This window comes from Streptomyces sp. NPDC017890 (assembly GCF_044328675.1).
In the GTDB taxonomy this organism is placed as follows: domain Bacteria; phylum Actinomycetota; class Actinomycetes; order Streptomycetales; family Streptomycetaceae; genus Streptomyces.
Genome location: NZ_JBIRHU010000013.1, coordinates 1 through 23,123, shown reverse-complemented (window position 1 = coordinate 23,123; position 23,123 = coordinate 1). Strand labels below are relative to the sequence as shown.

At 69.8% G+C, this 23,123-nt stretch carries 22 protein-coding genes, 1 tRNA gene and 1 pseudogene; 13 read left to right on the top strand and 11 right to left on the bottom strand.

The window, feature by feature from the left end:
• Positions 1-56: 56 nt before the first annotated feature.
• Positions 57-130, bottom strand: a tRNA-Thr gene (locus tag ACH4F2_RS18425).
• Between the two features lie 222 nt (positions 131-352).
• Between ACH4F2_RS18425 and msiK the strand changes: the two genes are divergently transcribed.
• From msiK to ACH4F2_RS18410, 3 genes are all read left to right on the top strand, one after another.
• The gene (msiK, locus tag ACH4F2_RS18420; protein ID WP_398133750.1) at positions 353-1,489 is read left to right on the top strand and encodes a diacetylchitobiose ABC transporter ATP-binding protein MsiK; all 1,137 of its coding nucleotides are present in this window, start codon (positions 353-355) and stop codon (positions 1,487-1,489) included.
• A gap of 252 nt (positions 1,490-1,741) precedes the next feature.
• A complete protein-coding gene (locus tag ACH4F2_RS18415) occupies positions 1,742-2,194 on the top strand; it encodes a hypothetical protein (protein ID WP_398133916.1) in 453 nt (150 codons plus the stop codon).
• 86 nt (positions 2,195-2,280) lie between these two features.
• Positions 2,281-3,018, top strand: a complete 738-nt coding sequence (locus ACH4F2_RS18410; protein WP_398133749.1) for an NDP-sugar synthase — start codon at positions 2,281-2,283, stop codon at positions 3,016-3,018.
• Between the two features lie 106 nt (positions 3,019-3,124).
• On the opposite strand, the gene ACH4F2_RS18405 is transcribed toward ACH4F2_RS18410, so the two are convergent.
• From ACH4F2_RS18405 to ACH4F2_RS18380, 6 genes are all read right to left on the bottom strand, one after another.
• Positions 3,125-4,867, bottom strand: coding sequence for a DoxX family membrane protein (locus ACH4F2_RS18405; protein WP_398133748.1), 1,743 nt, complete (start codon positions 4,865-4,867; stop codon positions 3,125-3,127).
• A gap of 288 nt (positions 4,868-5,155) precedes the next feature.
• Positions 5,156-6,097, bottom strand: coding sequence for a 23S rRNA (guanosine(2251)-2'-O)-methyltransferase RlmB (rlmB, locus tag ACH4F2_RS18400; protein WP_398133747.1), 942 nt, complete (start codon positions 6,095-6,097; stop codon positions 5,156-5,158).
• A 132-nt stretch (positions 6,098-6,229) separates the two neighbouring features.
• The gene (cysS, locus tag ACH4F2_RS18395) at positions 6,230-7,630 is read right to left on the bottom strand and encodes a cysteine--tRNA ligase (protein WP_398133746.1); all 1,401 of its coding nucleotides are present in this window, start codon (positions 7,628-7,630) and stop codon (positions 6,230-6,232) included.
• Between the two features lie 136 nt (positions 7,631-7,766).
• The gene (gene ispF / locus ACH4F2_RS18390; protein WP_398133745.1) at positions 7,767-8,270 is read right to left on the bottom strand and encodes a 2-C-methyl-D-erythritol 2,4-cyclodiphosphate synthase; all 504 of its coding nucleotides are present in this window, start codon (positions 8,268-8,270) and stop codon (positions 7,767-7,769) included.
• Entirely contained in the window at positions 8,260-9,036 is a 777-nt protein-coding gene (ispD, locus tag ACH4F2_RS18385) for a 2-C-methyl-D-erythritol 4-phosphate cytidylyltransferase (protein WP_398133744.1), read from the bottom strand. Before ispD ends, ispF begins: the two co-directional genes overlap by 11 nt.
• A 300-nt stretch (positions 9,037-9,336) precedes the next feature.
• Complete coding sequence (locus ACH4F2_RS18380; protein WP_003953493.1) at positions 9,337-9,819, bottom strand: CarD family transcriptional regulator; 483 nt, start codon at positions 9,817-9,819, stop codon at positions 9,337-9,339.
• A gap of 794 nt (positions 9,820-10,613) precedes the next feature.
• On the opposite strand from ACH4F2_RS18380, the gene ACH4F2_RS18375 reads away from it, so the two are divergent.
• The gene (locus ACH4F2_RS18375; protein ID WP_398133743.1) at positions 10,614-11,351 is read left to right on the top strand and encodes a DUF461 domain-containing protein; all 738 of its coding nucleotides are present in this window, start codon (positions 10,614-10,616) and stop codon (positions 11,349-11,351) included.
• 136 nt (positions 11,352-11,487) lie between these two features.
• Here ACH4F2_RS18375 and ACH4F2_RS18370 read toward each other — a convergent pair whose 3' ends face one another.
• Both ACH4F2_RS18370 and ACH4F2_RS18365 read right to left on the bottom strand, forming a co-directional pair.
• Entirely contained in the window at positions 11,488-12,168 is a 681-nt protein-coding gene (locus ACH4F2_RS18370) for a response regulator transcription factor (protein ID WP_043381903.1), read from the bottom strand.
• Entirely contained in the window at positions 12,165-13,499 is a 1,335-nt protein-coding gene (locus ACH4F2_RS18365; RefSeq protein WP_398133742.1) for a sensor histidine kinase, read from the bottom strand. The genes ACH4F2_RS18370 and ACH4F2_RS18365 overlap by 4 nt, the downstream gene beginning before the upstream one ends.
• A gap of 224 nt (positions 13,500-13,723) precedes the next feature.
• Here ACH4F2_RS18365 and phoU point away from each other — a divergent pair, with 224 nt between their 5' ends.
• The 5 genes from phoU to ACH4F2_RS18340 all read left to right on the top strand — a co-directional run bounded on the left by phoU (position 13,724) and on the right by ACH4F2_RS18340 (position 17,711).
• A complete protein-coding gene (phoU, locus tag ACH4F2_RS18360) occupies positions 13,724-14,413 on the top strand; it encodes a phosphate signaling complex protein PhoU (RefSeq protein WP_398133741.1) in 690 nt (229 codons plus the stop codon).
• Positions 14,414-14,530: 117 nt separating this feature from the next.
• The gene (locus tag ACH4F2_RS18355) at positions 14,531-14,683 is read left to right on the top strand and encodes a hypothetical protein (protein WP_398133740.1); all 153 of its coding nucleotides are present in this window, start codon (positions 14,531-14,533) and stop codon (positions 14,681-14,683) included.
• 95 nt (positions 14,684-14,778) lie between these two features.
• On the top strand, positions 14,779-15,027 hold the full coding sequence (locus ACH4F2_RS18350; RefSeq protein WP_398133739.1) for an SCO4226 family nickel-binding protein: 249 nt from the start codon (positions 14,779-14,781) through the stop codon (positions 15,025-15,027).
• Between the two features lie 140 nt (positions 15,028-15,167).
• Positions 15,168-15,521, top strand: a complete 354-nt coding sequence (locus ACH4F2_RS18345) for an SCO4225 family membrane protein (RefSeq protein ID WP_398133738.1) — start codon at positions 15,168-15,170, stop codon at positions 15,519-15,521.
• A 489-nt stretch (positions 15,522-16,010) separates the two neighbouring features.
• Positions 16,011-17,711, top strand: coding sequence for a helix-turn-helix domain-containing protein (locus tag ACH4F2_RS18340; protein WP_398133737.1), 1,701 nt, complete (start codon positions 16,011-16,013; stop codon positions 17,709-17,711).
• A 424-nt stretch (positions 17,712-18,135) separates the two neighbouring features.
• Here the strand turns inward: ACH4F2_RS18340 and ACH4F2_RS18335 are convergent, their stop codons facing one another.
• Positions 18,136-18,684, bottom strand: a complete 549-nt coding sequence (locus tag ACH4F2_RS18335; RefSeq protein WP_398133736.1) for a DUF4232 domain-containing protein — start codon at positions 18,682-18,684, stop codon at positions 18,136-18,138.
• Positions 18,685-19,104: 420 nt separating this feature from the next.
• Between ACH4F2_RS18335 and ACH4F2_RS18330 the strand changes: the two genes are divergently transcribed.
• Entirely contained in the window at positions 19,105-19,620 is a 516-nt protein-coding gene (locus ACH4F2_RS18330) for a DinB family protein (RefSeq protein ID WP_398133735.1), read from the top strand.
• A gap of 19 nt (positions 19,621-19,639) precedes the next feature.
• Here the strand turns inward: ACH4F2_RS18330 and ACH4F2_RS18325 are convergent, their stop codons facing one another.
• A complete protein-coding gene (locus ACH4F2_RS18325) occupies positions 19,640-20,398 on the bottom strand; it encodes a GntR family transcriptional regulator (protein ID WP_398133734.1) in 759 nt (252 codons plus the stop codon).
• A 338-nt stretch (positions 20,399-20,736) separates the two neighbouring features.
• Between ACH4F2_RS18325 and ACH4F2_RS18320 the strand changes: the two genes are divergently transcribed.
• The 3 genes and pseudogenes from ACH4F2_RS18320 to ACH4F2_RS18310 all read left to right on the top strand — a co-directional run bounded on the left by ACH4F2_RS18320 (position 20,737) and on the right by ACH4F2_RS18310 (position 22,429).
• Positions 20,737-21,180, top strand: a complete 444-nt coding sequence (locus ACH4F2_RS18320) for an ATP-binding protein (protein ID WP_398133733.1) — start codon at positions 20,737-20,739, stop codon at positions 21,178-21,180.
• A 564-nt stretch (positions 21,181-21,744) separates the two neighbouring features.
• Positions 21,745-22,118: pseudogene (locus ACH4F2_RS18315) on the top strand (tyrosine-type recombinase/integrase); the annotation flags it as partial.
• A gap of 14 nt (positions 22,119-22,132) precedes the next feature.
• Entirely contained in the window at positions 22,133-22,429 is a 297-nt protein-coding gene (locus tag ACH4F2_RS18310) for a ribosomal protein L7/L12 (RefSeq protein ID WP_398133732.1), read from the top strand.
• The last annotated feature ends 694 nt before the right edge of the window (positions 22,430-23,123 follow it).

Here is a 23,123-nt window from a genome sequence, read left to right as displayed (position 1 = left end):
ACCGGAAACACCAACGGCTCCCTGACTTTCGAAAGTCAGGGAGCCGTTTCGCTTTGAGCCCCCTGTCGGATTCGAACCGACGACCTTCGCTTTACAAGAGCGGCGCTCTGACCAGCTGAGCTAAGGAGGCACTCGCGCGGTGGCCCGCGCAGAGGCTGCTCCACTGTACACAGAGCCGGTGAACGATGGGGTTCGAAAATTTTGGCGAAGTTCACAGGCCCACAGGTACTGACAGACCAGGTGAACGCCAGGTACCGTCCTGCCCAGCTTCACCTGTGTGGACTACACCACACCACCTTCCTACAACGGATCGTCCGGCACGTTCCTGCCGGTAGAAGGGGGCCCATTCACCATGGCCACTGTTACGTTCGACAAGGCGACCCGCGTCTACCCGGGTTCCACGAAGCCCGCCGTCGACGGTCTCGACATCGACATCGCGGACGGCGAGTTCCTCGTCCTGGTCGGCCCTTCCGGTTGTGGCAAGTCCACCTCGCTCCGCATGCTCGCGGGGCTCGAGGACGTCAACGGCGGCGCCATCCGCATCGGTGACCGCGACGTCACGCACCTGCCGCCGAAGGACCGGGACATCGCCATGGTGTTCCAGAACTACGCGCTCTACCCGCACATGACGGTCGCCGACAACATGGGCTTCGCGCTCAAGATCGCGGGCGTCAACAAGACGGAGATCCGGCAGAAGGTCGAGGAGGCCGCGAAGATCCTCGACCTCAGCGAGTACCTGGACCGCAAGCCGAAGGCCCTCTCCGGTGGTCAGCGCCAGCGTGTGGCGATGGGCCGCGCGATCGTGCGTGAGCCGCAGGTGTTCCTCATGGACGAGCCGCTGTCCAACCTGGACGCCAAGCTCCGTGTCTCCACCCGTACGCAGATCGCGTCGCTCCAGCGCCGCCTCGGCATCACCACCGTCTACGTCACCCACGACCAGGTCGAGGCCATGACGATGGGCGACCGCGTGGCGGTCCTGAAGGACGGTCTGCTCCAGCAGGTCGACAGCCCGCGCAACATGTACGACAAGCCCGCGAACCTCTTCGTCGCCGGCTTCATCGGCTCCCCGGCCATGAACCTGGTCGAGGTCCCGATCACCGACGGCGGCGTGAAGTTCGGCAACAGTGTCGTGCCGATCAGCCGCGAGGCCCTGTCGGCCGCCGCCGACCGGGGCGACCGCACGGTCACCGTCGGCGTCCGCCCCGAGCACTTCGACGTGGTGGAGCTGAACGGCGGCGCGACCAGGGCTCTGTCGAAGGAGGCCGACGACGCCCCGGCGGGCATGGCGGTCTCCGTGAACGTCGTGGAGGAGACCGGCGCCGACGGCTACATCTACGGCACGGTCGAGGTCGGCGGCGAGAGCAAGGACCTCGTGGTCCGCGTCAGCAGCCGCGCGGTGCCGGAGAAGGGCGCGACCGTGCACGTCGTCCCGCGGCCGGGCGAGAGCCACGTCTTCTCGTCCTCCACGGGCGAGCGCCTCACCGACTGAGGTCCCGCACCCCGGGAAACCACACACCGGGAAACCACACGGCCGGGTGAAATCACCCCCGTTGACGGAAAGAGCCCCGCGGCCTGCTGCGGGGCTCTTTCCGTTGTCGACAAATACCCCGGCACAACGGACGTTTCGAGCAGTGAGCGTCAACGCCCTACCCGTTTCCCCCCTCCACTCCACCCCCTGAACGGGTGACTAAATGTCGCCAAATCATTACCAGGCGCTACCCTCACTCGCGTGAAGCACTCCGTGAAGCACTCCACCACCCGACAGACGCGACGCGGCCGGGGCCCCGCCCACCGGATCGGCCGCTCTCTCGCCTTCGTCCTGCCCGTCGTCCTGGTGCTCTCCGGGACTCTCGCGGTCACCCGAGTCAACTGGTCGGGGGATCCCGCGGACTCGGTGCTCGCCGCGTCGGAGGCCTCCTCGAAGGCCTCCACCCGGGCCGCCGCCCGCGCACCGCACGAGGTGCTGCGCGACCGGCTGCTGACCGAGCTGCAGGAGGAGGACCCGGGCGTCGCCCTCACCCACCTCCAGCAGGCCGTGGACGAGCGCCCGTCGCTGGGCGGCCACTGCGCGTCCATCGCCCGCTCCCTCGGCCGCGCCGCGGTCAAGGTCTACGGTCCGACGCGCGCCCAGTCGTACGCGCGCCCCGTCTGCGACACCGCCTTCGCCTCGGGCGTCCTGGCCGCGCACAGCTGAGACACCGGGCCGGCTCGGGCGGCCGGGACGACCGAGCCGGCCGGACACCCTTCGGGGGCCGGCGGGGCGCCGCGTACAGTGCGGGCATGACCGATCCGAACGCCGCGTCCCGCCGCCCCGTTCAAGCCGTCGTCCTGGCCGGCGGACAGGGTTCCCGGCTGCGCCCCTACACCGACGACCGGCCCAAGCCGATGGTCGAGATCCCGGGCACGGGGACTCCGATCATCGGCCACCAGCTCGCCTGGCTCGCCGAGGAGGGCGTGACGGACGTCGTGGTCTCCTGCGGCCATCTGGCCGAGGTGCTGCAGAAGTGGCTGGAGACCGCGGACCTGCCGCTCTCCGTCACCACCGTGGTCGAGACCGAGCCGCTGGGCCGCGGCGGCGGTCTCAAGTACGCCGCCGCGCACCTTCCGCACCCGGACCGGCCCTGGTACGCCACGAACGGCGACATCTGGACCCGTTTCTCGCTGCGTGACATGGCCGACTTCCACGCCGAGCGGGACGCCGTCGCGACCCTCTCCCTGGCCCGCCCGCGGCTGCCGTGGGGCGCTGTGCAGACGGACGGCTTCGGTCACATCACCGACTTCATCGAGGCACCGCCGTCGACCTTCGAGATCAACGCCGGTGTCTACGTCTTCTCTCCCGCCTTCGCCGCGATGCTCCCGGAGCGCGGCGACCACGAACGCACGACGTTCCCCCGCCTGGCCCGTGAGCGCCGACTGGCCGGTTTCCCGATCCCGCAGGGCTCCTACTGGCGCGCGATCGACACCGCGAAGGACCTGACGGAGGCGGCACGCGAGCTGGCGGCCCTGCGCGGCCGCTGAGCACCCCGACCGCCGCCCGTACCTACGCCGAAGGGGCCCCGCACGACCATCCGTGCGGGGCCCCTTCGGCGTAGGTACGGCAGCGTGCGCGCCCGTGCCCTGTGGGCTAGCCCAGGAGGCCGCCCACGAGGCCCTTGCCCGGCTCTCCGGTGGAGGAGGAGCCGCCGCCGTCGTCGCTGCCGCTTCCGGTGCCGCCGGTCGAGCCGCTGCCGCCGCCGGTCGTGGTGCCGCCGGAGGTCGGTCCCGACGTGGTGCTCGGCGCCTCGCGGGCCGGGGAGGACTGCCGCGGCGGGGCCTGGCCCGTGGTGCCCTGGGTCTGGCTGGGGGTGCCGCCGCCGGTGGCGGTGCCGCTGTCGCGGGTCGCTCCGGGAGTGGTCGCGGCGCCCGTGGAGGGCGTGTCCGAGCCGCTGGTGGCGTCCTGGGTGGGTGAGGCGGAGGCCTCCGGAGAGGTCTTCGGCTTCCGGGTGCCGGGCTCCTGCGGGAGCGGGGTGCCGGGCAGTTCGTTGCGCGGGGACTCGCCGGGCCCGGGGACGACCACGCGGTCGGCGTCCCGGACGGCACCGCCGAGCAGCGAGCCGACGAGGAGGGTGATGCCGGCGACGAGGAAGGTGACGAGGGCGCCGCGGCGCAGGACGTAGCGGCGCAGGTCCCAGATGTCGGCGCGGGGGCCGAGTCGGCGCCAGGCGCTGCCGGCGAGCCGGCCGTCCACGGAGTAGACGGGGGCGCCGGCGATGATCAGCGGCGACCAGGCGGCGAGGTAGATGATGTCGGGCGCGTCGTAGACGGGGACGCTCTTCCAGCTGACGGTGACGAGGAGTGCCGCGGACAGGCCCGCGCCGATGACGGCGCCGACGCGCTGCCAGCAGCCCAGGACGGTCAGGACGCCCACGATCACCTGGAGGAAGGCGATGACGAGTCCGGCGCCGACGGGGTGGGCGAGGGCGAACTGACGCAGCGGCTCGGCGACGTCCCACGGGTGCAGGGTGTTGAGCCACTTGACCATGGAGCCGCGCTCGCCGCCGTCGAAGTAGACGGGGTCGCAGAGCTTGCCCATGCCGGCGTAGATGGAGATGAAGCCGAGGAAGACGCGCAGCGGCAGCAGCACGACGCCGAGGTTCATGCGGCGGCCGGGGAAGTAGGCGTGCCGCGCCGGGTCGTCGGAGTGGCGCCTGCTGCGTGGTCCGGCCGGGTCCGGGTCGTCCTCGTAGCCGTCGTCGTACTCGTCGTACTCGTCGTAGCCGTCGTGGCCGGGGGCGGCGTCGAAGTCCTCGCCGGTGTAGGCGGGTTCGTCGTAGGCGCTGCCGACGGTGCGCATGGCGGGCAGCAGCCGGGTGCCGTCGGGGGCGGGGCCGCGCTGGGCGCCGACGAGTGGGGTCTCGATGGTCTGGGTGGCGGGGCCGTCGTCGTAGCCGTCGTAGCCCGGGGCGCCCTCGTCGAATCCGTCCCGGGAGATGACCCGGGTGGCTCCGGCGTCGGCGGCCTGGTCGTCGGAGTGGTGACCGGCTCCGGCCCGCACCGCCTGGAGCAGCCGGTGGGCGCCGGTGTCGTCCGGGTCGGACCGTCCGCTCCAGACGACGGCGCGGCGGCGCGGGGCTGCCGGGGCGGCGGGCCCCGCGGTGCCCGCGCGGGGCATCCGGGCGGCGTCCTGGGTGGCGCTCAAGTGCCGCGCGATCCGCGGGGACAGGGTCCGCCGCGCGGAGGCACCGAGCTGCACGCGGAAGCTCGCGTGATTGACGATGACCTGGGCCGGATCGCTCGGCACCTTCACCATGCTCAGCGCGGGAGCGTCGTCGATTCCCGACGAGCGGTCCCCCGTGGGTGTGCGGGGTGTTCTGGTGTCCACACTCATCTAACCGAGTGACGTGACGTTAGGACACTGCCTTGACCGCCCTGATCTGTCCGGACCGCGTCAAGCTTGTCCGGGGGGCCCGGAACACCCCGTGCGGGCGACCGCGCCGAACGTCCGTTCCCCGCTCGGCGCGCCGCCACTCACTCAGCTGCGCCGCCGCGCCGCCTCGTACAGCACGATCCCCGCCGCCACACCGGCGGCCCCATCCCTCTGCCGCACTCGCACGCTGCGCGGCTTCACACGGCTGCGCCGGCCTCCGACCGGCGGTCACCGCACCCCTGCCCCGCGTCAGACCCGCCGACGCGCCGCCTCGTACAGCACGATCCCCGCCGCCACACCGGCGTTCAGGGACTCCGCACCCCCAGGCATCGGGATCCGCACCCGGTAGTCGCAGGTCTCGCCGACCAGCCGCGACAGGCCCTTGCCCTCGCTGCCGACGACGATGACGACCGGTCCCGCCAGCGCCTCCAGCTCGCCCAGGTCGGCCTCGCCGTCGGCGGCGAGGCCCACGACCGTGACGCCGGCCTTCTGGTAGGACTCCAGCGCCCTAGTGAGGTTGGTGGCGCGGGCCACCGGCGTACGGGCGGCCGTGCCGGCGGACGACTTCCAGGCGCCCGCCGTCATGCCGGCCGCGCGCCGCTCGGGCACGACGACGCCGTGGCCGCCGAAGGCGGAGACGGAGCGGACGACGGCGCCCAGGTTGCGCGGGTCGGTCACTCCGTCGAGGGCGACGATCAGCGGGTCCGCGCCCTCGTCGTGGGCGGCGGCGACCAGGTCCTCGGGGTGCGCGTACTCGTACGGCGGGACCTGGAGGACGAGCCCCTGGTGGTTGAGCCCGTTGGTCATCCGGTCGAGCTCGGGTCGCGGCGCCTCCATGAGGTTGATGCCGCCGCGTTCGGCCGCGAGCTGGAGCGCCTCGCGCACCCGCTCGTCGTTGTCGATGAACTGCTGGACGTAGAGCGTCGAGGCGGGCACTCCGTCGCGCAGCGCCTCGAAGACGGGGTTGCGGCCGACGACGAGTTCGGACGTCGACCGGCCGCCCCCGCGCCGCTGGGGCGCGCGTCCTGTGGCGCGGCGTGCCTTCGCGTTGGCGGCGCGCTGCTTGGCGTGCCCCTTGCGCATCTCGGCGGGGGGTGTCGGCCCCTTGCCTTCCAGGCCCCGGCGTCGCTTGCCGCCGCTGCCGACCTGCGCGCCCTTCTTGCCGGACATGCGGCGGTTGTTCGCGGCCATGAGTTACCTGTCTCCGCTCTCTACGGGAGTGTGCGTGGTACTTGCGTTGTATGCAGTGTGCCGCCCGGAAGGCCGGGCGGCACAATCGATCTACGGGTCCCGAGGGCCCGGACTGCGGTGACCGGCCGGGGTTCAGCGGGAGCCGAGGCTCCAGCGGGGCCCCTGCGGGCTGTCCTCGATGACCAGACCGGACCGGCCGAGCTGGTCGCGGATGGCGTCCGCGGTGGCCCAGTCCTTGCGGGCCCGCGCGGCCTCGCGCTGGTCGAGGACGAGTCGTACGAGGCTGTCGACGACGTGCCTCAGGTCCTCGCCCTGCTCCTGCTCCCCGGCCCAGTGCGGGGCCAGCGGGTCGAGGCCGAGTACCCCGAGCATCGCACGGACCTCGGCGAGGCGGGCGACCGCGGCCTCCTTGTCGTCGGCGGCCAGCGCGCTGTTGCCCTGCCGGACGGTGGTGTGCACGACGGCGAGCGCTCCGGGGACGCCCAGGTCGTCGTCCATCGCCTCGGCGAAGGCGGGCGGCACGTCCGCGGCGGGCTCGACGGTCTGCCCGGCCAGTTCGGTGACGCGCTGCACGAAGCCCTCGATCCGCGCGTACGCCGACTCGGCCTCGCGCAGGGACTCCTCGCTGTACTCGATGGTGGAGCGGTAGTGCGGGGTGCCGAGGTAGTACCGCAGCACGACCGGGCGCCACTGCTTGACCATCTCGCTCACGAGCACGCTGTTGCCGAGCGACTTGGACATCTTCTCGCCGCTCATGGTGACCCAGGCGTTGTGCACCCAGTACCGGGCGAAGGCGTCGCCGAAGCCCTCGGCCTGGGCGATCTCGTTCTCGTGGTGCGGGAAGATCAGGTCGATCCCGCCCCCGTGGATGTCGAACTCGCTGCCCAGGTACTTGTGCGCCATGGCCGAGCACTCCAGGTGCCAGCCGGGCCGCCCCCGGCCCCACGGCGTCTCCCAGCTGGGCTCGCCGGGCTTGGCCGCCTTCCACATCGCGAAGTCCCGCGGGTCCCGCTTGCCGGTCTCGCCCTCTCCCGAGGGCTGGCGCAGCTCGTCGAGGTCCTGGTTGGACAGGGACAGGTACCCGGGCAGGGAGCGTACGTCGAAGTAGACGCTGCCGTCGGCCTCGTAGGCGTGGCCGCGCTCGATGAGGCCGCGCATCATCTCGACCATCTCGGTGATGTGGCCGGTGGCGCGGGGCTCGTAGGTGGGCGGCAGGCAGCCGAGGGCGTCGTAGGCGTCGTTGAACGCGCGCTCGTTGTCGTAACCGATGGACCACCAGGGGCGGTTCTGCTCGGCCGCCTTCCGGATGATCTTGTCGTCGATGTCGGTGACGTTGCGGATGAACGTGACGTCGTAGCCGCGGTACGTGAACCAGCGGCGCATGATGTCGAAGTTCAGCCCGGACCGGATGTGCCCGATGTGCGGGGCGGCCTGCACGGTGGCACCGCACAGGTAGATCGAGACGCAGCCCGGCGTGAGGGGGGCGAAGTCACGGATCTGCCGGGCGCTGGTGTCGTACAGGCGAATAGTCACGGGTCCAGGGTAGTAGGCGCGGGGCAGTGCCAGGGGCGTACGTGCCCGCTTGTTGCCCGACCGAGTCGGTGGGGCGGGCGGAGAGCAGCCCCTCACGGCACCGCCCCTCACAGTCACTCGCCCCGCGCCCCCGCGCTCATCCCGCCCGCGCCACCAACGCCGTGGCCACCGCCATCAGCCCTTCTCCCCGCCCGGGGAACCCGAGCCCGTCCGTCGTCGCGCCCGACACGGACACCGGCGCTCCCACCGCCGCGGACAGCACCCGCTGCGCTTCCTCGCGGCGCTTGCCGACCTTCGGCCGGTCGCCCACCACCTGCACCGCGACGTTCCCGATACGGAATCCCGCCGCCCGTACGATCCGCGCGGCCTCCGTCAGCAGCGTCACCCCGGACGCACCGGACCACTCGGGCCGCCCGGTCCCGAAGTGCTGCCCCAGGTCACCGATCCCCGCGGCGGAGAACAACGCGTTGCACGCCGCGTGCGCGACGACGTCCGCGTCGGAGTGGCCGGCCAGTCCGGGCCCCTCGCCCTCCCATTTCAGTCCGGCGCACCACAGGTCGCGCCCGTCCTCGAAGGCGTGGATGTCCGTACCGATCCCGACCTGCGGGAGCAGGGGAAGCCCGTCCGTCTCAGAAGCCATCGTTCAGCCTCCGGCGCGCCAGTACGGCTTCCGCCAGCACCAGGTCGAGCGGCCGTGTCACCTTGAACGCCTCTTCGTGGCCCGGCACGACCGTCACCGTCAGCCCGAGCTGTTCGATCATGCTCGCGTCGTCGGTGACGTCGCCGGTGACCGTCTCGTGGGCGCGTACCAGCGTCTTCCGGTCGAACCCCTGCGGTGTCTGCACCGCGCGCAGCCGTGCCCGTTCCGGGGTCGCCACCACCGGCTCCGGCTCGCCCGGGACGGCGGCGGGCTCGACCTGCTTGACCGTGTCGGCGAGCGGCAGCGCCGGCACGACGGCGGGCGCTCCGTCCCGTACGGCCTCGATCACGGCGTCCACGGTGTCGACCGGTACCAGTGGCCGGGCCGCGTCGTGCACGAGGACGGTGTCGTAGTCGGCCGGCAGCGCTTCCAGGCCCAGTCGTACGGACTCCTGCCGCGACTCGCCGCCCGGCACGACGAGGAAGTCCGTCCTCTCCGGCAGCGCGTGGGCGTCGAGCAGGCTCTTGACCTCGGCGGCTCCGTCGGGCGGGGCCACGACGACGACCAGGGTGACCGCACGGGAGGCGGCCATCGCCCGGACGGCGTGGATGAGCATGGGGGTGCCGCCCAGCGCACGGAGAGCTTTCGGGGCGCCCGGTCCGAGCCGTACGCCCCGGCCGGCGGCGGGAATCACGGCCGCGGTCCGGGTGTTCGCACGGGTGTCGGGGGGCATCTCGGCGGGCGAGGGACGCGATTCGTCAGACATCGGTTCCTGTCAGGTTTGTGTGCTCGACCTAGTTGGGTATGGCCTCACCGTGCCGGGCGCGACGCCTTGACCGGACCCTTCCGTGACCCTGGTCGAGCCAGCAGCCCGGGCCCGGCACGCCAGGACCGGGGGAAAGTCTCCCGGGACGATCGCCCGAAGACGAATTCCGAGGACGGACCCGGGTACGACGAACACGATCCGGGTACGGACATGCCGCAGCGCCCGGCGACAGCAGAAATGTCATCGGGCACCGCGGCATTCAGTGCGCTGAACCGAGCGGGCAGCGGGCTGCGCCTCGCCTCAGGAGGCGAGCACCTCGTCGAGCAGGGCCTCCGCCTTGTCCTCGTTGGTGTTCTCCGCGAGTGCGAGCTCGCTCACCAGGATCTGGCGGGCCTTGGCGAGCATGCGCTTCTCACCGGCGGAGAGTCCGCGCTCGCGCTCACGCCGCCACAGATCGCGTACGACTTCCGCGACCTTGATGACGTCGCCGGAGGCGAGCTTCTCCAGGTTTGCCTTGTAACGACGCGACCAGTTCGTGGGCTCCTCGGCATACGGCGCGCGCAGCACCTCGAAGACCCGGTCCAGTCCGTCCTGACCGACCACATCACGCACGCCGACGAACTCCGCATTGTCCGCTGGCACACGTACCGTCAGGTCACCCTGGGCGACCTTCAGCACCAAGTAGGTCTTGTCCACGCCTTTGATCTGGCGAGTTTCGATAGCCTCGATCAGCGCGGCCCCGTGATGGGGATAGACCACGGTGTCGCCAACCTTGAACGTCATGTGACAGGTACCCCTTCCGTGGCTATCCAGGGTAACACGGAAACGGCGTCTTCTGAATGGCGTTTTCGCAGGTCAGGGCATATCTCGGGGCTTGACAACAGCGACAGGAACGTGCTGCGCGGGGCGAGCGGAAGAAGGTATTCGCAGGTCGGAGCGGCTCTTCGGGCCGGGCGAAACGCGCACGTCACACACATCCGGAGGCTCACCCACCTGCCCGAAGGTTCCCATATGTCCGGTTCAAGACGTGCGACTTCCGCTACTCCGTTCGGTGACCGGGGCGGGGTTCCGGACCAATCCGGAATTGATCACGAGGTGTCCCGGACCGCCCTCGGGTGATCAATTTCCTGTCCGTCCGCGCATTCCTTCGCGGAAAATCCCGCGCGCTGATCGGCGGCCCGTATCGCGGGGGGCCTCTTATATGAATGGGGGACGAGTGCGGGCCGGCAAAGCGACTCGGGAAGAGGCCCTGGAAGGGAGCCCGGGAGGGGCCAGGGAGAGGCCGGGGAGAGGCCGGGGGGGGAAGGACGCGGAAGGGTCCCGGGAAGAGCCGGGGAGGGTCCCGGGAAGAGCCGGAGAGGGGCCGGGAAGGACCGCGGAAGGGCAGCGGAAGGGCAGCGGAGGGGTGCGCCACGTACCTCGGGCCTACCGCCTGCCGGGCGAAGACCGGCGGCTTGGGGGAGGGTCGGGTGCGGCGTCCGGGGAACGGCTCGGTAGCCTGTGGCCTGCTGACAGTCACTTAGGGCGGCTTTATCCGTTGCCGCCACCCCGCTCGAGTCCAAGGAGTTGCCGCCGCCGTGAGCAGCAGCCTTCGACGCGGTGCCCTCGCCGCCGCCGCCATCGCGTTCTCGATCGCCTCGCTCGCCGCGTGCGGTGCCGGTCACAACGCCCAGACGCTGGAGATCAAGCCGGACAACGCTGCGACGACCGTCGGTGACGTCCAGATCCAGAACGCGATCGTCATCACGCAGCCCGACCCGGAGTCGACCGGCCCGGCCGTGGTCTCCGCCACCCTGTTCAACAACGGCCGGACGGACCAGACCCTCGAGTCCATCACCGTGGACGGCGTCGGCGAGCCCGTCGAGCTGAAGCCCGCCAAGGGCGAGAAGGGCGGCGGCGACGGCCTGACCGTCCCGGCCGGCGGCACCCTGATCCTCGGCGGCGAGGGCAACGCCTCGGCCGTCGTGACCGGCAGCCGTGAGGCCGTCAAGGACGGCAACGCGCAGAAGGTCACCTTCGCCCTCAGCAAGACCGGCGACGTGAGCCTGGAGGCGTTCGTCGTCCCCGCCGAGAGCTACTTCTCCGAGTGGGGCCCGAGCGACGTACCGGCCGCGCCCGGCGCGTCGGCGCAGCCGTCGCAGGAGGGCTCCGGGGAGCCGTCCGACGGCGAGACCTCGGGCATCGCGTCCGACGACGAGTCGGCCCACGGGACCGACGAGGCCACCGGCACCGGTGAGTCCGCGGGCACCGGGGCGGAGACGGACGCCGGGTCGGAGACGGACGCCGCCTCGCAGGAGGGCACGGCCGGCCACTGAGCCCCGTACCACCGCTCACACCGCGCGAAAGGGCGGGACCTCCTCGGAGGTCCCGCCCTTCGCGGTACGTCCTGTCCGGACGTCACACACGGGCGCGGAGCCGGCCGTACTCGCCGTACCGGCCGCGCCGGCCGCTCTACGGCTCGAACTTGTAACCGAGCCCCCGCACGGTCACCAGGTACCGCGGCGCGCCCGGGTCGGGCTCGATCTTGGCGCGCAGCCGCTTGACGTGGACGTCGAGGGTCTTGGTGTCACCGACGTAGTCGGCACCCCAGACCCGGTCGATGAGCTGCATGCGGGTCAGCACGCGGCCGGCGTTGCGCAGGAGCATCTCCAGCAGGTCGAACTCCTTCAGCGGCAGGTCGACCTTGGTGCCGCCCACGGTCACGACGTGCCGGTCGACGTCCATGCGGACGGGGCCGGCCTCCAGCGCGGCGGGGGCGACCTCCTCCGGCTCGCCGCGGCGGCGCAGCACGGCACGGATGCGGGCGACCAGCTCACGGGAGGAGAAGGGCTTGGTGACGTAGTCGTCGGCCCCTATCTCCAGTCCGACGACCTTGTCGATCTCGCTGTCCTTGGCGGTCACCATGATCACGGGGACGTTCGAGCGGCCGCGCAGCTGACGGCACACCTCGGTGCCCGGCAGGCCGGGCAGCATCAGGTCGAGGAGGACGAGGTCGGCGCCGTTGCGCTCGAACTCGTCGAGTCCGTCGGGCCCGGTGGTCGCGACGGCGACCTCGAAGCCCTCCTTGCGGAGCATGTACGACAGGACGTCGGAGAAGGACTCCTCGTCCTCGACGACGAGCACACGGGTCACGGAAGGACCTCCGGGGCGGGAAGCGTTTCGTACGGGGAAGTGTGGGGGGAATGAGACGCGGGACGCCCGTTGTCAGCGATTTCTCCGTGTTCCACGTGTCCGAGGTCCCTCTGTTCGACCTGGTCCACGCGGTTCCCGTGGTCATCGCGGGCGGCCCGGCGCGGTGCGCGGTCACGGGCGGCACTGCCCGACTCCGGCAGCCGCAGGGTGAAAGTGGAGCCCTGGCCTTCGGCGCTCCACACCGTGACCTCCCCGCCGTGCGAGGCGACCACGTGCTTGACGATCGCGAGACCCAGACCGGTGCCTCCGGTGGCCCGGGAGCGGGCCGGGTCGACGCGGTAGAAGCGCTCGAAGACGCGCTCCTTGTCCTTGTCGGAGATGCCGATGCCCTGGTCGGTCACGGCGATCTCGATCAGGTCGCCGCCGGGGGCGCCCACGCGGCGGGCGGCTATGCCGACGCGGGTGCGGGCGGGCGAGTAGTTGACGGCGTTCTCGACGAGGTTGCCGAGGGCTGCGGCGAGCTGGCCGCGGTTGCCGCGTACGTGCAGATCCGCCGTTCCTCCGGCGGCCATGGTGATCTGCTTGGTGCCGGCCGCGTGCCGGCAGCGGTCGATGGCCTCGGCGACCAGCTCGTCCACCCGGACGGGTTCGGCGTCGTCGAGGGGGGCGTCGTTCTGGACGCGGGACAGGTCGATGAGCTCCTGCACGAGGTTGGTGAGCCGGGTCGCCTCGATCTGCATGCGCCCGGCGAACCGCTCCACCGCCTCCCGGTCGTCCGAGGCGTCCATGACGGCCTCGGAGAGCAGGGAGAGCGCTCCGACCGGCGTCTTCAGTTCATGGCTCACGTTGGCGACGAAGTCGCGCCGTACGGCCTCGATCCGCCGGGCCTCGGTGAGGTCCTCGACGAGCAGCAGCACCAGCCGCGACCCGAGGGGCGCGACGCGCGCGGAGACGGCGAGCGCCTCCCCCCGCCCGTTGCCCCGCCTCGGCAGGTCCAGCTCGACCTGCCGTATCTCCCCGTCCCGCCGGGTGTCCCGGGCCATCTGCAGCATGGGGTCGACGGCGAGCTTGCCGCCCCGGACGAGGCCGAGGGCGTACGCCGCCGAGCTGGCCTTGACCACCGCGTCGGCCTCGTCGAGGACGACCGCGGAGGAACGGAGCACCGACAGGACGGTGTCCACGCCGGGCGGGAGTACCGGATCGGTGTGCAGGGAGGTGCGGGTGGGGCGGCGCTGGTCGCGCTCGCTCCAGCGGAACGCCAGCATGGCGATGACGCCGGTGAGCACTCCGGCGATCGCTGCCGCTGCGGCGACCGCCGCGTTCACGTCCATGCGTCCAGGTTAGGCATGCCGGGCGGCCCCGCCCCAGCCATCGGGCTGCGACCTCGAACACTCGTCGCCCAGAGTTCACCTTGGAGCCAGGGATGGTTCATTTGTGGTGCCGGAAACGGACGCGTACGGGCCGGAACGTGTAAGCGTGGGGACACGGCAGGGGTGCGAAACGTTCTGCGAAGGCCGTGCGTGCCCCCTAAACGGACGTACGAGAGGGAACCCTGATGCGGGACGCGTACCACGAGGAACTGGATTCGATCGGCGACAGTCTGGTGGAGATGGCCCGGCTGGTCGGATCGGCGATCGGACGCGCCACGACCGCGATCCTCGACTCCGACCTGAAGCTCGCCGAGAACGTGATCGAGGGCGATCAGAAGGTCGACGAGCTCCACCACGAACTGGAGGCCCGGGCGATAGCACTGCTGGCCCGGCAGCAGCCGGTGGCGACGGACCTGCGCATCGTCGTCACCTCACTGCGGATGTCGGCCGACCTGGAGCGCTCGGGCGACCTGGCCCAGCACGTGGCGAAGCTGGCCCGGCTGCGCTACCCGGAGCGTGCGGTCCCGCACGACCTGCACGCGACCATCCTGGAGATGGGCCAGCTCGCGCAGCGCCTGATGGCCAAGGCTGCGGAGGTGATCATCACCAAGGACGTCGACCTGGCCCTCCAGCTGGAGCAGGACGACGACGCGATGGACCTCCTCCACCGCACCCTCTTCCAGCACCTGATGGACGACCGCTGGAAGCACGGCATCGAGACGGCCGTGGACGTCACCCTCCTCGGCCGCTACTACGAGCGCTACGCCGACCACGCCGTCGCGGTCGCCAAGCGGGTGGTCTACCTGGTCACCGGCGAACACGCGGACGACTTCCAGGCGGACATCCAGCCGCCGACGCAGGTCGAAAAGGCCTGACGCCGGCCTGGGCGGGACCGGCCGGGGGCGCGCGTGTTCGCCCCAATGCGCCGTTGATGCGACTGGCTCCCCGGGCGTGCAATGGGCCCGAGCACCAGCCAGCCCCCAGGAGGAGCCATGGCCGATTCCCCCAGCACCAGCCCCGACCCCGCCCAGGAACGCCTCAGCGAACAGCCGCCCGAGATCCGCAGCCTGCCCCTGATCGCCGCGTGCGGCTGCGGCTCGGGCTGCGGCTGCGGCTGCCAGGCGGGCAATCCCTGCCAGTGCTGACGCGGTAGAGGTGCGGAGCGGTACGGCGTCCGGGCTAGCCCCGGACGCCGTACGGGCGCACCCTGAAGGAAAGACCCTGAAGGGGGTGCGAGGCCATGGCTCACTTCATGGACGTGCACCACGGGATGCACGGCATCACCTCGGACCAGCTCCACAAGGCCCATCAGGCGGACCTCGCCGTCGAGAAGGACGAGGACGTCCACTTCGAGCGCGCGTGGGCGGACCCGGCCTCCGGCACGGTCTACTGCCTCTCCGAGGCCCCGTCCGCCGACGCCGTCCAGCGCGTCCACGAACGCGCGGGCCACAGGGCGGACGAGATCCACGAGGTCCCGCTGACGGTGTAGGTGTGCAGACCTCCCCCTGGCCCGGGTGGCGCGTCGTCGACTTGAGTACGGGTACTCAGGCCCGGGAGCCCGCCCCCGTCCGACCCTGGAGGCAGGACGGGAACACGACGCACGGCGACTCACGGGGAGATGCGCATCCGATGAAGAGCGGCAAGACCAGCCTGATACGCACCTTCACCCGCCTGGCCTTCGCCAACCGGGCCTCGGCGGTCTACCTCGCCCTGGTCGGCGGCGCGACGGCCGTCGCCGCGCTGGAACCCCTGTTCGCGAGCAGTCCGGACGCGTCCCTCGTCTGGGTCTGGCCGGCCCTGTTCACCTTCCCGGCCTTCGGCTTCGTCGCCTGGCTCGGCGAGGCGGGCTGGGGCGGCGACGCGCCGACGTGGTTCTTCGTCGGCGGCATCGCGGTCTCGGCGCTGGTCCAGTCGCTGGCGGTGGGCGCGGCCTGGCAGGGCCTGCGGGGGCGGCGCCGGGGGCGGCTGACCACGGCCGGCTGACGACGGCAGACTGACGACCGCCGGCTGACGACCGCCGGCTGAGGCGCGGCCCGTGTCCGGAGCGGGTCGACCGCGACGTGCTGGGATGCGGTTCACAGAAACGCATCCCTGTTTCCTGGGGGCCATCATGTGCCTCTTGGAGCCCTACTTCCGGCTGGCCAGCAGAGTCTTCTGCGTCCAGCTCGCAAGCTGCCGAAGGACCGCGATCGCGCGGTGGGCTCCGTCCTGGGTGAACGGCAGGATCGCCAACGCGGGAAGGCTGGCGACCGTCACGAGAATCACCGGGACAAGAGACAGGGCAACCAACAGGACGCGCTGTACAGCACGCGAAACCAGTGACAGCCGCGGTAAGAGACTCGATGAAATCAACTGATGCTCCTGGGAGTTCGCTGGTGGACCTCCTCAGCGTGCTCCCGAGCGGTTGGTTGCAAGAAGCCGCATCGGTTGACACCTCGGTGCAACAATGTCCGGTCCACAAGGGGGACCGATATGGAAGAGAACAGCAGGTCGACAAGGCGCCGATCAGAGCTTGAACTGAGCGCTCTCCCGGAGGTTGCAGCTCTCGCAACCGAATTGACCATGATCTTCAACGACCTGGGGATCACCCGACAGCAGTACGCGGTCAGAACGAACTACGACAAGAGTTACATATCGCGCTTCCTGAACGGCCGCCGCGTGCCACCGCAGGAATTCATCGACCGCCTGCTCCTGGAGATCGAGAAGCACAGGCAGGTCCCGGTGACGAGTCACACCCGTGATCGCCTGAAGAACCTACGCGCATCCGCGTTGCGTGTGTACGACCCGGAGCTGTTCAAGCTCGAGACCTTGCGCTCGGAAGTCGACAAGAGCCGGCGAGAGATCAGACGCCTCCTGGATCACCAGGAGGCCCTTGAACTTCTCCTCGAGCGACGCCAACGGGACGCTCAAGGCCTGCGCCAGGAACTCATGCAGCTCGAGTCGGACTGGATCGCTGATCGGGTGCAGAGTGAAGCCAGGCTTCTGGCGACGCAAGGTGACAACCAGAGGTTCTCCGACGAGCGGACGGAACTGCTCCAAGAGATCTCCCGCCTCAGAGAAGAACTCAGAGACACGATCGAGCAAAGGGATCTCGCAGTGCAGCGCTGCGCCGCACTGGAGGAACAGGTCGCATCGACCGAGATCGAGGTAGCCGACAGGAGAGACCGCGACGGGGTCGATGATACGAGCGAGCCGTTGGAGAGTATTCACGCCAGGTTACGGACAGCCGACGAAAGCCAGATCTACCGCGAACTGTCAGAGGTCGCCCTTACCCGCTCCAGCGAAGAAGTGGCCAGACTCTGTGCGTGGCTGCAAAATCATCTGGCCCCCGAGTATGCGACACAACTCGCTTCCGACTACTGCAGGCAGAGACCGATCGAACCGGTGGCGCGGCTCGTCCTGGAATTCGAGCAGCTCAACGACGTGAGACGCGACAACAAGTCACTCGCCACCGCGATCATGCGGCTCATCGCGCGCCGCCCCCTCGACGATCTCGTCATGATGTGCAGCATACTCGCCGAAGCACATCAGGCATGCCCGTCACGTTGGCAACTCATCCCGCTGAACAACCTGACCTACACGTGGCTTACTCACGGCGTGAGCGGGACCGGCAGATACCAGCACCTGATCACAATCATCGACCACTTGACCGAGATCGGAGAGCGAGGCTACTCCGGCAACCTGGTGTCCCGTCTCGCGAAAACGCTCGTCAATCAAGGCCACTACGCGCGGATCATCTCAGAAGCGGGGCGACGGCGTGAAGCCGGGATATACGCGTCATCGTGGCTCCGTCGAATGAAGAAGCAGTCGAACCCCTACCAGTTCGTCCGCAGCATGACGGAGTTCTGCGAGAAGGCCGACCTCGTGGCGGACGCCGTCCTTTCCGAGCTCTGGTCTCTATACAATCCTCAAGACATCGCCCGGATCCTGCTCGCACAGACAGAGATCCAGAAATCACCGCCGAACGACGAGTTCACGAAGCGCCTGATCGAAGCAGTCACGGAACACAACCACACCGACGAAGTGATCGACTGCATGCTCGGGTCACACGATGCGCTGAGATCCCCGGACGGAGAGAGCAGCACCGCCCTGCTCCCCCCGACCGTCGCAAAACTCGTCGACTCCCTGGAGAAGGCCAAGCGGGAAGCGGTACGAGAATTCCCGATGACGTAGCCGGCCTGCTCCCAGCAGCAGTACCGGCGCCGGTCCCAGCACAGCATCGGTCCCGCTGCCTGCGACGAGCACGCAGGCGATCAGGGCGGCGGTGGACTCGTGTGCCTGGTGGTCGTCGTAGGTCGCCGTTGGCTGCTGTCGAGCGACGTCGGCCGCCCCAGGGACTGCCCAGTCCTTCGGTCCGAGTGGGCAGGCCGCCGGGGCGATATGCCATGGGGCGACCGATGACGAGCACCGGGAAACCGGGGGCCTGAATGAAATGGGCGGCTCGGCGTCCGGGCGATCGAGCCGCCGAGCACACGGTGCCGGAGGGCACGGACACCGCGTCCGCCTGGGCTACCGCCGGCCGCACTCCCCCTCCCCCAGTGAAGGCGGAAGGCCCGGTGCGGCCGGACGGCGGCTGTGTCATGGGACGCCGGGGCGGTTACCAGGAGAGGGCATCCGCCGCGTTGTCCTGCCAGTAGGTGACGGTGGCGGCGCTGTTGAAGAAGACCCCGCCCTTCGGCAGCTTCAGGGTCTTCTCCTTGCCGGTCGCGCTGCCCTTCTTGTCGGCGAGGATCACGCCCAGAGTCTTCTCGTTGCCGCCACCCTCGCCGTCGGGGGAGTACGTCAGGATGCCCGCGTAGGCGGACTGCCCCGGCTGGAGCGTCACCACCGCCTGCGGCGTGGTCTCCTGCGCCCACGGCAGCGGGGCCTGGGCGTCGGCGCCGGCCCTCAGGTAGGGGGCGCTGTAGGCGTGGCAGGGCTTGGTGCCGGTGTTGGTGGCCTTGAGCAGCAGGTGGTTGACCGGACGGGACACCTCGGTGACCGTCAGCTTCGTGTTCGCCGCGGTGCAGGTGACGACCGAGGGGGCCTTCTTCGGGGCGGCGGAGGCAGTCGTCCCGGCGGCCTGGATACCGACGAGAGCGAGGGCGGCGGCGACGACCACGGAGGAGGCGGCCGAGCGGGAGGTGAAGCGAGTGGCGATACGCATGATGGGACTGCTTTCTCCGAGTACCAGGAAGATGATCCTGTGGTGGTGGACTGGGCCGGTCGGTCCTGCCCCAGCCGTGCTGCCCGGGGCGCCGGTGGGCGTGCCGAAGCGCGGGCAGGGGGACCGAGTTGAGCGCGGCGCTCACCGTGTCCGGCGAGCTGCCGTGCTGTTGATGACCCAAGCCTGTGCCACGCGGCGTCCCATCCGCCGTTCCATCGGCAATCGCGGGACGCTGGAATGGGTGAACTGCCCCTGACCTGTAGGAACGTGACCTTTCTGGGATGCCGAATGGAATGGACGGCTGGCGGGCAGTGTCCTGCCGGGCCGTCGTGCCGCGCCCAGGGCGGAAGAGACAGCACGCGACGGGTGCCGCTCATCAATCACTGGCCCCCCTCTCGGGCCTGCGGGAAACTCCGCACGATGACGCCACGAACCAATACGCCTCCCACCTGGGACGAGCGCACGCAGCTGATCACCTTCCTGGACTACGCCCGTGACACGGCGCGAGCCAAGTGTGAGGGCGTGTCCCCGGACGACGCCCGCAGGGCCCCGCTTCCGAACTCACCACTGATGACCCTGTGCGGGCTGATCAGTCATCTGCGGTGGGTCGAGTACCACTGGGTCCAAGTGATGTGCCTGGGAGAGGAACCCGCCGGTCCGCTCACGCAGGCGAGCGACGACGATCCCGACCCCGAGATGCGGACAGCGGTCGACATTCCGCTGCCCCGCCTTCTCGCCCAGTACGAGGAGCAGAGTGACCGCTACCGTCGCCAGCTGTCCGACCACGACCTGAACTCAAGGGCCAAGCGCCCCATCAGCGACGGCCGCCACGTGGACCTCCGCTGGGTGCTCCTCCATCTCATCGAAGAAGTCTCCCGGCACAACGGGCATCTCGACATCGTGCGAGAGCTCCTCGACGGACGGACCGGCGTCTAGGCCGGTCGTGACGTTGGGCTCACGCGTCGAAGTCGTACTCCAGGATGTACGAAGCGGCGTCCAGCGTCATTTCGTTGATCTCGACGGGGCGGCCTTCGGCCGTGAAAGCGGTGCGGCAGATGAGGATGACCGGGGTGCCCGCGGACATGCCCAACTGCGTTGCCTCATCCTTCGCCGGCATCCGTGAGCGGATCTCTTCGCGGAAGTGCACCGGCTTGCAACCGAGTTCGGCCAGCCTGGCATAGGTCCCGCCCGGACCAGTGTCCTCCTGGGCAATCGCGGATCCGGCGACCAGAGACGCGGGCAGATAGCTCGTAGCGAGCAGCACGGGCTTGCCGTCCAGGACGAAGCGCCGGCGTCTCACACACACCGCCTCCTCGTCGCCCAGGTCCAGGACCGCGCCGACGCGGTCGGGCGCGGCTCCCTCGGACACGGTGACCTGGTCCACCTCGAGTGTGCGGTCCTCGATCTCCGCCGACCAGATGGAACGGCCGTTGCCCCATTGCTGTTGGGCCAGGCGCTGGATGCCCCGGCGCCGAAGCGGACGGAACGCACGGACGAACACGCCGGCGCCCTTGCGGGCTTCGGCGACGCCTTCGTCCCGAAGGACGCTCAGGGCCTGGCGGGCCGTCATCCGGGCCACGCCGTGCACGGCCATGAGGTCGTTCTCTCCCGGAAGCCGATCACCCGGACCGTACTCGCCCGACTGGATCGCCTCGCGCAGAGTGTCCGCGATCCGCTGGTACTTGGGGCGACGGTCGTCTCCGGTGTTGGCCATCCCGCAGGCCTCCTCTCCTCTCTAGACACCTTAGGCCACAGGTCGGGCGTTCGCTCGCTGCGTGTAGCGGTCAGGCCGGGCCCTGGTCGCCGAACTCGCACCACCTTGACATCTCTAGAGATGCTCGCCACAGTAGATGTCTAGAGAGGCTCCATCGTGGCCTCCGGGACGAAGGGCGAGGGTGCTGTATGGCGTCGTTCGGGATTGGTCCTTCAACTGTTGCGGTGTCCGCGGTGAATACGTCGACGCCCCAGCTCATCGGCGCGGACAGAAGCAAGTCCGACGGTCGAGAGCAGCGTTGCCTCCGCTGCGACGGCAGCGGTGGGGAGTGAGTACGGATGGCCTACACGATCGACCGCCACCCCTGTGAGGACTCACCGCGCCTCGGCGCGATGATCCTGCCCCCCGTCGGGGAGTCCGTGCCTCGGGCACGGCGCTGGTTCCGGAAGTTCATCGCTCCCTACAACCAGGCACGTTCAGTCGACGACTGTGTCCTGCTGATCTCGGAGCTGGTAACCAACGCTGTGGTCCACGGCAAGTCGGACGAGCCGTGGGTCGTCCGAGTGGAGTGGTTCCGCCAGGGCACCACCCTCCGGGTCGAGGTACACAATCCGGGGCTCCCGGCGAACGTACGGCTGAGGCGCCCCGACGCCGACGACGCGCACGGCCGCGGCCTGCTCCTGGTCGACTCCATCGCCGACTCGTGGCACGCCGGGCCCAGCCACTTCGGCGGAACGGTGGTGTCCTTCGAGATGGCCGACGCCTGGCCACCGCCGCCCTGAGCCCGTCCCGTTCACCGAGACGCCGACCCGAGCCCAGCAGTAAGCCCCCGCTCTGCGAAGTGACCGCAGGGCTGGGGCTCAGTGAGATGGGCTTACTTCTTGTTGCGCCTGGGCCTCGCCGGGGATATTGGTGACCTGAGTTTCCTCTGATCAGAGACGGTGAGCCCATGCGCCTGGTGGTCGTCGATGGTCGTCAATATCCACTGTCGAGCGGCCTTGGACGGCCCAGGGACGGCCCGGCGCTGATGCCTACTGGCTTTTGATGAACAGGCCCATTGTCAGTAGCTACGGCTAGGGTCGCGGACGCGCGGTCGGCATCCGAGGTGCCCAGCTCTGTAGTGCGGCTGCATCCCCGGTTCTGTCTGGGGGCGGCCCGGGAGCAGCCCGGGACCCAACCGACGGCCGGGCTTCGTCGATGGCCAAGAGTGAAACCTGCCAGCGCCGACCGCGCACCTCTTCGCCCTGAACCACTGGCTGAAGGTCCATCGAGAATCAATGGCTGGCTGGAAGGCCCCCGGTGACCGCTGGTAGTCGGCTGAGGTTCAGTCCTCGACACCCGCTTCAAGGAGAGAAGCGATGGTCGACCTCGGCGGCGGCTGCGGGCTCCGCCAGGGCGAGATCCTGGGTGCGGCCGTCGACGCGATCGACTTCGAGTCGGACCCGCTCCACGTGATCCAGCAAGTGAAGCTGAGCCGCAGCAAGGCCGCATCCGCCCCGCCCAAGGGTGGCCCGCGAGAACGGCATGCACGCGCTGCGGCACTTCTACGCCTCGGTACTCCTGGACGCGGGGGAGAACATCAAGGCCCTCGGAGTACCTGGGCCATTCCGACCCCGGCCTGACTCTTCGGGTGTACGCCCACCTCATGCCGAGCAGCCGCCAGCGCACCCGAAAAGCCGTGGCTGCCGTCTTCGAGGGCGCATACGCTCCCGCTCGCTGAGGCAGGAGGGCGAGATGTCCGACGAAAAGTCCACCGAGTACTTCACACTGCTCTGCGACGACCCGTCCCACGAGGTGGTGCTCGTCGATTGTGGGCCCCGCGAGATGGATGTGATCCTGGCAGTGCGCAAGGTGACCGGGCAGAGCTTGTGGCACAGCCGGGTGCTGGCGCGCCAAGTGCCCGTCACCCTCCTTGGAGGTCTGTCTGCGTACAGGGCCCAGTCCGCTGTCGCTGTGCTCCAAAGCGCCGGGGCCAGAGCGGAGTGGAAACAGGAGCCAGAGCCCGGAGAGCGCACGGCCCCGTCGGCCTGACGGCCCGGAGACGGCCGAGAGGCAGCGTAAGCCCCCTGCCTTGCGGAGAAACCGCAAGGCAGGGGGCTTACGCATGGGTACTTACTTCTTCTTGCCCTGGGCCTTGCCGGGGATCTTGGTGAGCTGGGTTCTTGCTGGTCAGGGCCAGTGGGCTCGTGCTCCTGGTGGTCGTCGTTGGTCATCATTGGCCACTGTCGAGCGGCCTCGGACGGCCCAGGGACGGCCCAGCTTTGCCGCTGTCGACTGACGGCCGGCATGCTCGATACGGCCTGTCTGAACATCAGCCGACGACAGTCAGCCAAGCTGGCGGGCGCGCCGACCGATCATGCACACGTGTGCCTCACCGCACCCCCGCCGGCCTCAGCCACGCTGCCATGCCGTCGACCAGAGAACGCCACGACGACCGCCCGCGATGACGATGCCTGAGTCCTCAGATTGGGAAGGGACGGCGCTCGACTGGTCCCGGGGCGCGAAGACTGGTGGGCAGAGTGCGCTCTCGGACGGGCACGGTGTCGAGCCGGACTCGGTCGGACGTCCAGTCGGGGAACGCTTTTCGCGTGCACAGAGACTGCTGCCGCGTGGTTGTCAGTGGCCGGCCTTAGCCTCGCGCTTTCATGAAGCGGGCTGTCCGGCAGGCGGTCAGGAAAGCAGAAAGTGCCTCTGACCAGCAAGAATGAGGATTGTCGAGGTCCTT

Bases quoted from the DNA above. Each gene is read 5' to 3' on its own strand.
- msiK (WP_398133750.1), top strand. From the start codon at position 353: ATGGCCACTGTTACGTTCGACAAGGCGACCCGCGTCTACCCGGGTTCC.
- ACH4F2_RS18410 (WP_398133749.1), top strand. From the start codon at position 2,281: ATGACCGATCCGAACGCCGCGTCCCGCCGCCCCGTTCAAGCCGTCGTC.
- ACH4F2_RS18405 (WP_398133748.1), bottom strand. From the start codon at position 4,867: ATGAGTGTGGACACCAGAACACCCCGCACACCCACGGGGGACCGCTCG.
- rlmB (WP_398133747.1), bottom strand. From the start codon at position 6,097: ATGGCCGCGAACAACCGCCGCATGTCCGGCAAGAAGGGCGCGCAGGTC.
- ispF (WP_398133745.1), bottom strand. From the start codon at position 8,270: ATGGCTTCTGAGACGGACGGGCTTCCCCTGCTCCCGCAGGTCGGGATC.
- ispD (WP_398133744.1), bottom strand. From the start codon at position 9,036: ATGTCTGACGAATCGCGTCCCTCGCCCGCCGAGATGCCCCCCGACACC.
- ACH4F2_RS18380 (WP_003953493.1), bottom strand. From the start codon at position 9,819: ATGACGTTCAAGGTTGGCGACACCGTGGTCTATCCCCATCACGGGGCC.
- ACH4F2_RS18365 (WP_398133742.1), bottom strand. From the start codon at position 13,499: ATGGACGTGAACGCGGCGGTCGCCGCAGCGGCAGCGATCGCCGGAGTG.
- phoU (WP_398133741.1), top strand. From the start codon at position 13,724: ATGCGGGACGCGTACCACGAGGAACTGGATTCGATCGGCGACAGTCTG.
- ACH4F2_RS18355 (WP_398133740.1), top strand. From the start codon at position 14,531: ATGGCCGATTCCCCCAGCACCAGCCCCGACCCCGCCCAGGAACGCCTC.
- ACH4F2_RS18350 (WP_398133739.1), top strand. From the start codon at position 14,779: ATGGCTCACTTCATGGACGTGCACCACGGGATGCACGGCATCACCTCG.
- ACH4F2_RS18345 (WP_398133738.1), top strand. From the start codon at position 15,168: ATGAAGAGCGGCAAGACCAGCCTGATACGCACCTTCACCCGCCTGGCC.
- ACH4F2_RS18340 (WP_398133737.1), top strand. From the start codon at position 16,011: ATGGAAGAGAACAGCAGGTCGACAAGGCGCCGATCAGAGCTTGAACTG.
- ACH4F2_RS18335 (WP_398133736.1), bottom strand. From the start codon at position 18,684: ATGCGTATCGCCACTCGCTTCACCTCCCGCTCGGCCGCCTCCTCCGTG.
- ACH4F2_RS18330 (WP_398133735.1), top strand. From the start codon at position 19,105: ATGACGCCACGAACCAATACGCCTCCCACCTGGGACGAGCGCACGCAG.
- ACH4F2_RS18325 (WP_398133734.1), bottom strand. From the start codon at position 20,398: ATGGCCAACACCGGAGACGACCGTCGCCCCAAGTACCAGCGGATCGCG.
- ACH4F2_RS18320 (WP_398133733.1), top strand. From the start codon at position 20,737: ATGGCCTACACGATCGACCGCCACCCCTGTGAGGACTCACCGCGCCTC.
- ACH4F2_RS18310 (WP_398133732.1), top strand. From the start codon at position 22,133: ATGTCCGACGAAAAGTCCACCGAGTACTTCACACTGCTCTGCGACGAC.